At 35.9% G+C, this 12,779-nt stretch carries 11 protein-coding genes; 9 read left to right on the top strand and 2 right to left on the bottom strand.

Going from position 1 to position 12,779, the window contains the following annotated elements; all coding sequences use genetic code 11:
- Positions 1-242: 242 nt before the first annotated feature.
- Positions 243-2,111 carry a penicillin-binding protein 2 gene (gene mrdA / locus BW936_RS12400; protein ID WP_076548726.1) on the top strand — a complete coding sequence of 623 codons (1,869 nt, stop codon included), beginning with the start codon at positions 243-245 and terminating at the stop codon, positions 2,109-2,111.
- Entirely contained in the window at positions 2,101-3,384 is a 1,284-nt protein-coding gene (gene rodA / locus BW936_RS12395) for a rod shape-determining protein RodA (RefSeq protein ID WP_076548725.1), read from the top strand. The genes mrdA and rodA overlap by 11 nt, the downstream gene beginning before the upstream one ends.
- On the opposite strand, the gene BW936_RS12390 is transcribed toward rodA, so the two are convergent.
- On the bottom strand, positions 3,381-4,193 hold the full coding sequence (locus tag BW936_RS12390) for a DNA/RNA non-specific endonuclease (RefSeq protein WP_076548724.1): 813 nt from the start codon (positions 4,191-4,193) through the stop codon (positions 3,381-3,383). The two genes, rodA and BW936_RS12390, sit on opposite strands and share 4 nt — an antisense overlap.
- 89 nt (positions 4,194-4,282) lie before the next feature.
- On the opposite strand from BW936_RS12390, the gene msrB reads away from it, so the two are divergent.
- Both msrB and msrA read left to right on the top strand, forming a co-directional pair.
- The gene (gene msrB / locus BW936_RS12385; RefSeq protein ID WP_076548723.1) at positions 4,283-4,741 is read left to right on the top strand and encodes a peptide-methionine (R)-S-oxide reductase MsrB; all 459 of its coding nucleotides are present in this window, start codon (positions 4,283-4,285) and stop codon (positions 4,739-4,741) included.
- A complete protein-coding gene (gene msrA / locus BW936_RS12380) occupies positions 4,734-5,279 on the top strand; it encodes a peptide-methionine (S)-S-oxide reductase MsrA (protein WP_076548722.1) in 546 nt (181 codons plus the stop codon). The genes msrB and msrA overlap by 8 nt, the downstream gene beginning before the upstream one ends.
- A gap of 214 nt (positions 5,280-5,493) precedes the next feature.
- Here msrA and BW936_RS12375 read toward each other — a convergent pair whose 3' ends face one another.
- The gene (locus tag BW936_RS12375) at positions 5,494-7,683 is read right to left on the bottom strand and encodes a carboxy terminal-processing peptidase (protein WP_076548902.1); all 2,190 of its coding nucleotides are present in this window, start codon (positions 7,681-7,683) and stop codon (positions 5,494-5,496) included.
- Positions 7,684-7,874: 191 nt separating this feature from the next.
- Here BW936_RS12375 and surE point away from each other — a divergent pair, with 191 nt between their 5' ends.
- The 5 genes from surE (at position 7,875) to BW936_RS12350 (ending at position 12,735) form a co-directional block, all read left to right on the top strand.
- Positions 7,875-8,648 (top strand): 5'/3'-nucleotidase SurE, encoded by a 774-nt coding sequence (surE, locus tag BW936_RS12370; RefSeq protein WP_076548721.1) that lies wholly within the window; start codon positions 7,875-7,877, stop codon positions 8,646-8,648.
- Positions 8,649-8,681: 33 nt separating this feature from the next.
- Positions 8,682-8,966, top strand: a complete 285-nt coding sequence (locus BW936_RS12365) for a hypothetical protein (RefSeq protein ID WP_076548720.1) — start codon at positions 8,682-8,684, stop codon at positions 8,964-8,966.
- A gap of 1 nt (position 8,967) precedes the next feature.
- The gene (gene lpxB, locus BW936_RS12360) at positions 8,968-10,089 is read left to right on the top strand and encodes a lipid-A-disaccharide synthase (protein WP_076548719.1); all 1,122 of its coding nucleotides are present in this window, start codon (positions 8,968-8,970) and stop codon (positions 10,087-10,089) included.
- Between the two features lie 68 nt (positions 10,090-10,157).
- Positions 10,158-10,721, top strand: a complete 564-nt coding sequence (locus BW936_RS12355) for a C40 family peptidase (protein WP_076548718.1) — start codon at positions 10,158-10,160, stop codon at positions 10,719-10,721.
- 1 nt (position 10,722) lies between these two features.
- Positions 10,723-12,735, top strand: a complete 2,013-nt coding sequence (locus BW936_RS12350) for a ComEC/Rec2 family competence protein (RefSeq protein WP_076548717.1) — start codon at positions 10,723-10,725, stop codon at positions 12,733-12,735.
- Positions 12,736-12,779: the final 44 nt, after the last annotated feature.

Genomic DNA, 12,779 nt, shown 5'->3' with positions numbered 1-12,779 from the left:
ATTATGCGTTTTGTCTTTGGTGTAAATTATGAATTTCAAAGTTTTAAGTTAAACAACAGTACCAAGGCACAACAATTTACCTTTTTAGCGTTATTGATTATAATACATCACTTGGTATACTTTACATTAGAAATTTTTAGTTTTTCGAATAGCTTGTTAATTTTACAAAAAACAGTAATTGTAAGTATTTCTACATTAATCTTAGGAATGTTGTTCATTACATTATTCAGCAGTAAAAAAGAATGAGAAAAATTCTTTTATCTTTAATCATAGTTGTCATCGCAATTACCTTTTTGGGAAGGCTATCCTATTTGCAAATTTTCAGCTTTTCTGCAGAGCAAGTTTTAGAAGACCCGGCGATAAAAGCAATATACGATTACCCAGAACGAGGTTACATCTACGATCGTAACGGTCAACTTTTAGTAGGTAATGATCCTGCATACGATGTCATGGTTATTCCACGAGAAGTTCAACCTTTAGATACCTTGGAATTTTGCGGGCTGCTCGGAATTGACAAGGTAAAATTTATTGAAAAATTAAGAAAGGCTAGGGTATATTCCCCACGGTTACCTTCTGTTTTGGTACCCCAACTTTCAAAGCAGGATTACGCAATGCTACAAGAGAAGATGCGTAAGTACAAGGGCTTCTATATTCAAAAAAGATCATTGCGTTATTATGACACTTCAAGTGCAGCAAATGTTTTGGGTTACATTAGTGAAGTAAATGAAAGTGATTTAGCGGTCAATAAATATTATGTACAAGGAGAACTAAAAGGTAGAACCGGTGTAGAGCGCTACTATGAAGACCTATTAAGAGGCCGAAAAGGCGTTCAATATATACAGAAAGATAGGTTTAATAGAGACATAGGCCCATATAAGAATGGAACTATAGATACCCTACCAGAACAAGGAAAACAAATAAGCATTACTATTGACAAGACCTTACAAGAATACGGTGAATTGTTGATGAATGGTAAAAGAGGCGGGATTGTAGCCATTGAACCTGCCACCGGCGAAATTCTTTCCATGATATCTGGACCTACCTATGACCCTTCGTTGCTTGTAGGAAGAGAGCGTTCTAAAAATTATACGAAACTCTATAATGATACAATAGCGAACCCAACTTGGGATCGCTCTATTCATGCCCAGCAGCCTCCTGGATCACCTTTTAAAGCCCTTAATGCCCTAGTTGCCCTGCAAGAAGGTGTTATTGATGAAACCACAAAAATTCAGTGCTATAACGGTTTCTATGTAGGACGAAAGAAAAAAGGCTGCCATTGTGGGGGCGGATTGCGTGACGTTCATACCGGAATCTACCTTTCCTGCAATGCCTTTTTCGCAGGTGCCTTTAAAAAAATATTTGAAAAATTTGAAACTACGGACGAAGGCATGGATGTATGGGAAAAACATTTACGCAGCTTTGGCCTAGGCGACTATCTTGGGTATGATCTGCCCTTTGGTCAAAAAGGACGTATACCTAGTAAAGAATACTATGACAAATGGTACGGTGATAACAGATGGAGCTCATCCTATATCATTTCTAATTCCATAGGGCAAGGTGAAATATTGACAACCCCCATTCAATTGGCAAATATGACCGCGGCAATTGCCAATAAAGGATATTATTTCACCCCACATATCCTTAAAAAGATTGAAGGCAAAGCTATTACAGCACCTAAATTTACAGAAGCCAAACATACAACTATAGATCCTAAACATTTTGAGCCCATAGTTAAAGGTATGGCAGAGGTATACACCAAAGGTACTGCAAGAAGGCTTCAAATACCGGGTATTGAAGTTGCAGGCAAAACAGGTACAGTTGAAAATTTTACTAAAATTAACGGAGTACGAACACAACTTACAGACCACTCGGTTTTTGTTGCCTTTGCTCCTGTAAATAATCCTAAAATTGCTATGGCCGTATACATTGAAAACGGATATTATGGCTCTAGATATGCAGGGCATATTGCTTCACTTATGCTTGAAAAATATTTAAAAGGAGAAATTACCAGAACCGATCTAGAAAAGAGAATACTTGAAAGAACATTAGAAGCAGAATACGCAAAACCACACAGCGGGGAAAAGTTTAAAATTAACGAACGTGTCTGGTAGAAGTATCTTAAAAAGAATTGATTGGCTAAGTGTACTCATCTATTTAGCACTTGTACTTATTGGCTGGATCAATATATACTCTAGTACATTCATCGACGAACAAAGTTCAATCTTTGATATTGGCACACGTTATGGCAAGCAATTGTTTTTTATTGGAGTAAGTTTAGTTTCCATAGTAATCATTCTTGCCCTAGAGGTTAATTTTTATGAACGCTTTTCGAGTCTTTTTTACTTACTATCCATGGTCTCATTACTGGGGTTATTTGTTTTTGGAAAAACAATTGCCGGGGCAACATCTTGGTATGATCTTGGCTTTTTCAACTTACAGCCTTCTGAACTAGCAAAAGTGGCAACCGCGCTTGCTCTTGCTAAATACCTCAGCGATATACAAACGGACATTAAACGTAGAAAAGATCAATTCTTTGCGCTTTTAATTATACTGGTGCCAGCAATTTTAATTATACCGCAACCAGACCCCGGCAGTGCGCTAGTTTTCTTTGCCATGATCTTTGTCATTTTCAGAGAAGGTCTACCGCTATATTATTTGGTTATTATACTGAGTTTGATCCTCGTATTTGTCACTACCCTAATGTTTGGTACCGTTTGGCTTATAATTGGTTTAGTTTTAATGATTATACTGCTATATACTCTAAAACGCAAATCATTAAAAATTCCGGTGATACCACTAAGCTTAATTAGTGTAGCCATCATTCTTTTCTCTCTTTCTGTAAATTTCGTTTTCAATAATGTCTTTGAACAACGCCACAGAGATCGCTTTAGCTTGTGGCTACGATTAGAAAAAGACCCAAAAAAATTAGAGCAGATCAGAAGATCTATAGGATACAATACCTATCAATCTGAAAAAGCAATTGAATCTGGCGGATTCTTCGGAAAAGGTTTTCTGGAAGGAACACGAACAAAAGGAGATTTTGTACCTGAACAAGATACCGATTATATTTTTAGTACTGTAGGTGAAGAATGGGGATTTTTAGGCACAGCAACCGTAATTATTCTCTTTACCGTCCTATTTCTTAGACTAATTTCTTTAGCTGAAAGACAGAAAAATGCCTTTGCTAGAATGTATGGCTACGGGGTCATTTCAATCCTACTCATCCATTATTTTATCAACATAGGCATGGTTATAGGCATTCTACCTACTATTGGTATTCCCTTGCCCTTTTTTAGCTATGGTGGATCGGGGCTTCTATTCTTTACTATTCTACTCTTTATTTTCTTAAGGCTGGATACGAACAGGTTAAAAGAGAGTTTCTAAAACTTCCATACGGTTGTATTTTTGCTACCTTCGAAAGCATTTTGCTGCTTTTCCGGTAGTTCCACAAAAAAGTCTATTCCCGTTTCTTTTTCTATATCATCTACAGACACCACAAAATTCCTTAAAGAGGTAACTTGAGGCTTGTTCGGTATTAGAAATGACAACGCATATATCTTCTCTCCCTTTTTACGGACAATAATCTTATAGAATACATCTGGCACATCTACATCTTCTTGTCCTATCTCTTCTAATCCGTTTTCTAAGACTCCGCCTGTAAATACATATAATGTTCCATACTGTTTTGCCCAGCGTCTTGTTTGCTGCTCTAGGTCATTCCAAATACCTGCATTGAATTCTCTGTCTTGCGGACTTATATTACTAGTATAAAACGTTTCGTTATATGCTTGCAAAGAAAATCTACGATCACCAGCAGGTACTAAATGCCCGCGGTCATAACCCGACCCTTTATAATTTCGCCAATCTGCAGATTTAGAAGAAACAAATGGATCTTCTATAAAATATGGACGTTTCCTATCATCATAGGTCAAATGACTTTTACGCAACGTGTATGCCACCCATTCTGCCTGTTCATAAGGTTCATTGTATGATAACGTAAAATGCTCATGCTTTACAATTTCGCCGGTTGTAGACATCGGCAACAGCTCAATAGGAAAATTATTGGCCGTAATATCTTCTTTACTATTAGAATATGTAGCGGGCGTATAAAAGTTTTCGAACAACCAAAAACCAATGATACAAACCAGCATTAAAATACTATAAACCGTTCTACTATTTTTGGGGTATGCCATACCTCAAAATTACCTAATTTTGTAAGATATTAGGTAAATTACCGACCAAGAAACCTAGTAAACAAAGTCTAAACGAAAGGAAAATTATGATGTTAACTTGGAAGGATGTAATTCATTTTTCAGTAAATGGCAACCCTGAACCTGACAAAAGAGTTGAAAAAACAGAACAAGAATGGAAAGAGGTTTTGACCCCTGAACAGTTTAGAGTTACTCGAAAAAAAGGTACTGAAGCTCCGCATTCCGGTGCGTTATGTACTGCTCACGATGCCGGCAAATATGAATGTATTTGTTGCGGTACGCCTTTGTTCGATTCTACTATAAAATTCGAATCTGGTACCGGCTGGCCAAGCTTTACGCAACCTATTAAGAAAAATGCTATAAAATATCATAAGGATTCTTCTTTTGGGATGATACGTGTAGAAGTACTGTGTAATACTTGTGATGCTCACTTGGGCCATATTTTCCCAGATGGCCCAGAACCTAGCGGATTACGATACTGTATTAATTCTGAATCTATGCAGTTAGAAAAGGAGGAATCTCATGACTAATAACAATTTAGAAGTCGCCACGGTTGGTGGTGGCTGCTTTTGGTGTACCGAAGCGGTATTTCAAGAGGTAAGAGGTATACAAAAAGTAGTTTCTGGATATACTGGTGGTAAAGCACCGGGTAGACCTACCTACAGAGAAATTTGTTCTGGACTAACAGGACATGCAGAAGTAGTTCAGATTACTTTTGATCCTGCTATAGTTTCGTATGACGATATTTTAATTATTTTTATGACAACACACGACCCTACCTCCTTAAACAGGCAAGGTGCCGATGCCGGTACTCAATATCGTTCTGTCATTTATTTTCATAATAATGAACAAGAGAAAAAAGCAAAAGTAGTATTACATGAAATGCAAGTAGTATATGAAGAGCCTATTGTCACTGAATTAAGTCCTTTAGGCATTTTCTACGATGCAGAAGAGTATCATCAAGATTATTATAAGAACAATTCTGAACAAGGGTATTGCCAGGCTGTAATCAACCCTAAGTTGGCAAGACTTAGAAAGCTACATACAGATAAGCTTTTAGATAAGTAACTAATCCATAAGCAAGACTACAAGACATTGAATTGAGTATTTTATTTAAATTTTGAAGCAAGCCTTGGAATATTTATACCTAGATTATCGAATAAAAAAATAGGTGACGGTAAACTAATAATGTTCGCAAACCGAGTGAATATAAAATTCTTGTAATATAAAAAAAAGCCGCTACATGAACTATGTAGCAGCTTCTATTTTTTTAAGAAACTGTTTAATTTTTTACACTAGCCAATTTACCTTGTTTAATGTTGGTCATTTTTAAATCTTCTAAAACGTTTACCGCCTCTTCTACATAAACATCTTTAGCTAAGTTTTTATGCCATCTGTTACGCTTTTCGCGCAATACAGAATCCTTGGCAAACAATTGCTCCTCATATCCTAAAGACTTAAATGTAAGCTTAGAATCATAATCAGTTAAGGTTTTAAAATAATTGGACTGCTCTTTATCCTTATTCTTTTCTTCCTTATAAGTATTAAAATTTAAAGAAATCTCCGTTTCATCTTGCTCAGCCTTTAACCATTTTGCATTCTCCTCAATTAATTTTATTTGTTGATTAGCTGCCATCCTCTTTTCACTATGGGCAATGGTCTTTTCATAATTAATATAACCATCCCAAGGCTTGTAATCTGCAGGAGTGATTTTATCCCATCCTAAAGGGTTAGACTGATCTCTTTCCCCTAAATCAATATAGCTATATCTGTCCGGCACAACAATATCACTCTTAACCCCTTCTAATTGTGTAGATCCACCATTTATTCTATAGAACTTCTGAGTCGTAATTTTAATTGCACCTAAATCTCCGTGTTCATTACTGCGCAACATATTATTCAACGGAATAACGTTTTGTACTGTTCCCTTTCCAAAGGTCTGCTTGCTTCCTATTACAATAGCTCTTTTATAATCTTGCATAGCAGCCGCTAATATCTCAGATGCAGAAGCAGATAATTCGTTTACCAGAATTACCAATGGACCATCCCATTGAATTCTTTCATCTTTATCGTCATAAATATCTTTACCTTTATCCTTAGATTGAACTTGAACGATCGGGCCAGCTTTAATAAACAAACCTGCCATTTCAACCACCGTTTTTAAAGATCCTCCACCATTATCACGTAAATCAAGGATGAGACCTTCCATGCCCTCTTCTTTTAAGCGCTCTACTTCTTTAGCTACATCTGTAGCCGCATTTCTTTCGCTGTAATCGTTGAAATCAACATAGAATTTTGGTAGGTTGATTATTCCGAATTTCTCTTGACCTTTAATTATATTAGCAGATTTTGCGTAAGACTCTTCTAACTCTACAACATCTCTTGTTAAAGAAACGACATCTAAAGAACCATCTACTTTTCTAACGGTCAAATCTACAATAGTACCTTGAGCACCTTTAATCAATTTAATGGCATCATCTAAACGCATACCTACAATATTGATGGGCTCTTCTCCATTCTGACCTACTTTGATAATTTCATCACCAACTTCTAATCGCTGATCTCTCCATACCGGACCACCAGAAATAATCTCTACAATTTTTGCGCCCTCAGATTTTTTCTGAAGTCTTGCTCCAATACCTTCGAATTTACCAGACATGCTGGTATCAAACTTTTCTTTTTCTTCTGGAGCAAAATAAAACGTATGTGGATCAAATTCATCTACAATAGTGTTGATATACTGAACAAACCAATCTTTCCTTTCCAAACCTTCCACAAAATCAAAGAACTCGTCTAATGTTTTTTCAGTTGATTCCCTAGATTCAAGTTCCGCCTCTTTTGGAGTATGGGCAGAGTGGTCATGATCATCGTTTAGTTCCACATTACTCAATCCTGTCACCGTTTCTCCGTTTTCATGCTTCTTAGCTGAAACAACCTCCTGTTCCATATGAGAAATTTTAGAATCATAAGTACCTAAGGTTGCATATTTTAACTGCTTTCTCCAACGTTCTTTTAATTCTTCCCTATTTGCTGCAAATGGTTCCTCATCATATTTAATACTGATGCTTTCATTCTCAGAATAATTAAATGGTTTCTCAAGAACTTCTTTGTAAATACCCTTAGCATCTGCCATGCGTTGCATCAATCTATCGTATACCACATTAAAAAAAGTGATATCAGTATTTTTAAGTTCATCGTCAATTTGATATTTGTACTTTTCAAACTCTGCAATATCTGAGGCTATAAAATATCTTTTTGTTGGATCAATTACATCAATAAAATCTTCAAAAACCTGAACGGAGAAATCATCATTAAGTTCTTTTGGCTCATAATGACCTTTTTCTAATACATAAGTAATAAGATCTAACAACAACTTATCCTTATCGTCATTTTCAAAAGTCTTATTGGTAAAACTACATGATGCAACAGCTGCAAGCATCAGCAATAGTACATAGGCTAAATTTCTTTTCATAAAATTATCTTTTACTTTCCTTTTCAATATCTCATAATTTGAGGGTTATAAGCGGCATTAAATGCTACTTAAACCTCTAAGGTAAAGAAAAAACCATGCCATTTAAATCTGCTTAGAATTAATTTTTTGTTAAACGGCTTTTCAGGCTTATCATATTTAAAAACGTATTTTTACTACAGAAAGTATATGCTATGGAAAAACCATTGATTTTAGTAACAAATGATGACGGAATTACCGCACCTGGTTTACGCATGCTTATCTCTATTATGAAAAAAATAGGAGATGTGGTTGTGGTAGCACCAGATAGTCCTCAATCTGGCATGGGGCACGCTATTACCTTAGATACGGCCCTTTTCTCCAAAAAAATGAAAATTGATCTTGACCAAGATGCCATTGACGAATATAGTTGTAGCGGTACACCGGCAGATTGTGTAAAATTAGCACTGCAAGAAATACTACCTAAAAAACCTGATATCTGCGTTAGCGGTATTAACCACGGCTCTAATTCATCTATCAACGTAATTTACTCAGGCACCATGAGTGCTGCTGTTGAAGCCGGCATAGAAGGAATTCCTGCCATTGGTTTTTCTTTATGTGACTACAGTTGGAACGCTGATTTCTCTCAAGCTCAAGGTTTTATCCATACTATTGTCTCTGAAGCTTTAGAGAACGGTATACCAAAAGGCACCGTGTTAAACGTCAATATACCTAAGCTTACAAAAGAAGAGCTAAGGGGCATTAAAATTTGCAGACAGGCAAAAGCAAATTGGAAAGAAAAATTTGATAAACGCACCAACCCCATGGGTAAAGACTATTACTGGCTCACCGGTGAGTTTGAATTATTGGATAAAGGTGAGGATACTGACGAATGGGCATTAGCCAACGGATATATTTCTGTTGTTCCTACGCAATTCGATTTAACTGCCCACCACGTAATTCAAGAATTAAATACCTGGGATTTTTAGCATAACTTAAATAATATCGCTCAACTATTTTAGATGAATACCAAAAAAGAAGTTCTAATAGGTTTTATAGTAGGCATTATTGCAAATGTTCTAGGCACCCTTCTATACATTCTTATTTTCTCAGATTTAAGCATTATTGAAACGTACGAAGCCGCTGTTAGACAAGAACATGTTGGCAGTCTTTTGGCATTAGGCGCTATACTTAACCTAGTGGCCTTTTTCGGTTTCCTAAAAATTAAAAGAGACCATAGAGCTAAAGGGGTTTTAATAGCTACCATCTTAACCGCATTCTTGATTCTTTACTACAAAGTTTTTTAATATGAAGTACTATATTATAGCAGGTGAAGCTTCTGGAGATCTTCATGGTTCTAATCTAATTAAAGCGCTGAAAATACAAGATACGCATGCCGATATTAGATGTTGGGGCGGTGATTTAATGCAGCAAGCCGGCGGAACTTTGGTCAAGCATTATAAAGCTTTAGCATTTATGGGATTCATAGAAGTAGTTCTAAACCTAAATGCCATTTTTAAAAATATTAAATTCTGTAAACAAGATATTGCCGCATTTAAGCCAGATGCCATTATTTTTATTGATTATTCAGGCTTTAATTTACGAATTGCAAAGTGGGCCAAAGAAAACAACTTACTAACCAACTATTATATCTCTCCTCAAATATGGGCATCTAGGGAAGGTAGGATCAAAAAGATAAAGGCGACAGTTGACCATATGTATGTGATACTGCCTTTTGAAAAAGAATTTTACGAAAAGAAACATCATTACCCTGTCAACTTTGTAGGGCATCCTCTGCTTGACGCCATTGCAAATAGACCAGAATTAAATGAAAGCAACTTTAGATCCAATCACGGCATTGCTCCTACAAAACCCATTATAGCATTATTGCCCGGTAGTAGAAAACAAGAGGTTCAGAAAATGTTGTCGCTTATGCTATCTTTAACAAATGACTTTACCGAGTATGAATTTGTAATTGCAGGCGCACCTAGTTTAGATACCGATTTTTACGCTGATTTTCTTACCGATGCGAATGTAAAGTTCATTCAAAATAAAACATACGACTTACTTTCTTTATCCACTGCCGCCTTAGTTACCAGTGGCACTGCTACCTTAGAAACTGCATTATTTAAAGTACCACAAGTAGTATGTTACAAAGCTAACTGGATTTCTTACCAAATTGCCAAACGTATCATCACCTTAAAATATATCTCTTTGGTCAACTTGATCATGCAAAAGGAAGTTGTAAAAGAATTGATACAAGATGATTTTACCAAACAGAACCTAAAGAAGGAATTAAGCTTGATTTTAGATGGTGAAGCCAGAACAAAACAATTGGCTTCTTATGATGAGCTCATTCAAAAGCTGGGCGGATCTGGTGCTAGTGCCGCTGCCGCTTCATTAATCATTAAAAATGCCAAAATCTCTTAGTCTTATTAATTTTAAAAAATAATTCTATAATTTTGGAGTTACACGTACCAAAGAATACACCCTATTTTATGCGCATACTAACAAGTCTTCTTATTGTTTGCTTTTTAGCCAGTTGCGGAGCTAAAAAGACCAGCTCTTCTGATAAAGAGCGTAAAATATCTGTGGCTGCTGCAAATAAGGCTAGAACAGGCAGTGTTATCACCCCGGCAAAAATAGAAGAACGAAGGGCAACTACTTATAAAAACCATTCAAAGGCAGACGAAATCATTAATACCGCGCTCTCTTTTTCTGGTACACGCTATAAGTTTGGAGGTACTACAAAAAAAGGAATGGATTGCTCCGGCCTACTATATATTTCTTTTGGCGAACATGATGTACAACTACCTAGAACCTCTATTCATATGGCAGAAGAAGGACATCGTGTCACGGTAAAAAATGTAGAAAAAGGAGATTTACTGTTTTTTAAAACAACTAGGGGCTCTAAACGCATTAATCATGTTGGTATGGTGGTAGGTACTGATAACGACGAAATTACTTTTATACACGCATCAACATCTCGTGGGGTAACCGTATCATCTTTAAAAGACGGGTTTTGGAATCAAGCATTTGTAAAGGCCACAAGAATACTATAACATGAAGCTCTTAGCGTTTATTCCTATCAGATTAACGCTTTTACTCATCCTTGGAATCTTAATAGGCTATTTTTTTCAAATCGATCCGCAATATCTATTACTATCCACCGTATCTCTTTTTCTACTACTTGCTGCAATTTTTTTATTTGAAAAGAATACAAAATCGGTTTTGTTTGGCTGTATTGCCGCGCTGACATTTATATCATTAGGTAATTATTGCTACACTGCTGCACAGCCCATTAATTCTAGTAACCACTACAGCAACTTTACTACCCCACATAACGAAAAGTGGACATTAAAAATTAAAGAGGTATTAAAACCTAATCAGTTTTCGACCCGGTTTATTGCCTCTGTAAAAAACATAGGCAATGAGCTTGTCAGTGGCACTATTCTTCTTACTATACCCAAAGATTCATCGCATTTAAGATTAGAAATTGATGATGAAATTGTAACCTTTTCGCAGGTTCTCCCCATTAATACACCTTTAAATCCAAATCAATTTAATTACAAGAAGTATTTGAAAAATCTGGGGGTATATCACCAAATGAAAATTACTGGTAAGCAACTTATAAAAACTAAAAATTCAAATACCACATTAAGAGGTCTTGCTTCTAAAACTCGAAACCATATAATTTCAAAACTAAGGCAAGAGAATTTTGGAGCTGATGAGTTGGGTGTTATACAGGCTTTATTATTGGGCGAGCGCTCATATATTTCTAAAGAAACCTATACTGATTACCAAAAAGCAGGTGCCGTACATATTCTAGCAGTATCAGGTCTGCATATTGGAATTCTACTAATAATCATACAGTTTTTATTGCGTCCGCTGAATAATACTCCAAATGGCAGAACTATTATCCTTATGCTATCCGTTCTCTTTTTATGGATTTTTGCCTTCATTGCAGGATTGTCTGCCAGTATCATTCGCGCAACAACCATGTTTACTTTCGTAGCTTATGCCCTATATTTAAACAGACCTCACAATTCATTCAATATTCTAGCGCTTTCTATGCTATTCATCCTGTTATTCATAAATCCTAATTTGTTATTTCAAGTCGGGTTTCAAATGAGCTATGCGGCAGTTTTTGCCATACTTTGGATATTTCCAATACTTAGAGACCTATGGTTTCCTAAGCATAAAGTGGCACGTTATTTTTGGCAATTGCTTTGTGTTAGTATCGCCGCACAATTAGGCGTTCTACCAATTAGTTTATTCTATTTCCACCAATTCCCAGGACTTTTCTTTATCTCTAACTTAGTCATTGTACCCGCTTTGGGTATTATCCTAGGCATGGGCATTTTGGTCATTTTACTATCTCTATTCAACTGGTTACCCTCTCAAATAGCCTGGTTATATAATAACATTATTGGACTAATGAACAGCCTTATTGCTTGGGTTGCTCAACAAGAAAATTTTATTTTTAGTAGCATTTCCTTTGATTCAATGCAATTGTTGCTCGCCTATATTGTTCTTGTTATGGGGGTTGAACTATACGCTAAGTTTAGCTTTAAAAGAATCATATTTCTGTTAAGTAGCATTCTTTGTTTTCAGGGGTACACTGTTTATGAAGAGTTGCAAGCCAATAATACATCAGAAGCTTTAGTGCTACACCAAACTAAACAGAGTTTTATTTTTAATAAAAACGGGCAAAAATTGTCCATCCTAACAAATTCCAAAGACATTCCTAACTATCTAATTTCTGATTACAAAACTGCTCAACGTATAGCTTCCGTTCAGTATGATTCTTTAAAAAACAGCTATTGGTTCCAAGAAAAGAAGCTTTTAATTATTGATAGCTCAGGAATATATCCGAAGTCAACAGCAAACAACGTATTATTAACACAATCACCAAAAATTAATCTAGACAGATTAATAGATAGTATACGGCCCCATAAGATTATAGCAGACGGAAGCAACTATAAAAGTTACATTGACCGCTGGAAAACCACTTGCCTAAAAAATAAAATCCCTTTTCACTACACAGGTGAAAAGGGAGCTTATTATCTGAAGTAAAAAACACTGTAGGTGATACTACTACAAGTTAAATTTTAGAAATA

It is taken from the genome of Maribacter ulvicola, from assembly GCF_900155985.1.
Lineage (GTDB): Bacteria > Bacteroidota > Bacteroidia > Flavobacteriales > Flavobacteriaceae > Maribacter > Maribacter ulvicola.
The sequence above is the reverse complement of the archived record's forward strand: the minus strand, read 5'-3'. Positions and strand labels throughout refer to the sequence as shown.

Bases quoted from the DNA above. Each gene is read 5' to 3' on its own strand.
- mrdA (WP_076548726.1), top strand. From the start codon at position 243: ATGAGAAAAATTCTTTTATCTTTAATCATAGTTGTCATCGCAATTACC.
- BW936_RS12390 (WP_076548724.1), bottom strand. From the start codon at position 4,193: ATGGCATACCCCAAAAATAGTAGAACGGTTTATAGTATTTTAATGCTG.
- msrB (WP_076548723.1), top strand. From the start codon at position 4,283: ATGTTAACTTGGAAGGATGTAATTCATTTTTCAGTAAATGGCAACCCT.
- msrA (WP_076548722.1), top strand. From the start codon at position 4,734: ATGACTAATAACAATTTAGAAGTCGCCACGGTTGGTGGTGGCTGCTTT.
- BW936_RS12375 (WP_076548902.1), bottom strand. From the start codon at position 7,683: ATGAAAAGAAATTTAGCCTATGTACTATTGCTGATGCTTGCAGCTGTT.
- surE (WP_076548721.1), top strand. From the start codon at position 7,875: ATGGAAAAACCATTGATTTTAGTAACAAATGATGACGGAATTACCGCA.
- BW936_RS12365 (WP_076548720.1), top strand. From the start codon at position 8,682: ATGAATACCAAAAAAGAAGTTCTAATAGGTTTTATAGTAGGCATTATT.
- lpxB (WP_076548719.1), top strand. From the start codon at position 8,968: ATGAAGTACTATATTATAGCAGGTGAAGCTTCTGGAGATCTTCATGGT.
- BW936_RS12355 (WP_076548718.1), top strand. From the start codon at position 10,158: ATGCGCATACTAACAAGTCTTCTTATTGTTTGCTTTTTAGCCAGTTGC.
- BW936_RS12350 (WP_076548717.1), top strand. From the start codon at position 10,723: ATGAAGCTCTTAGCGTTTATTCCTATCAGATTAACGCTTTTACTCATC.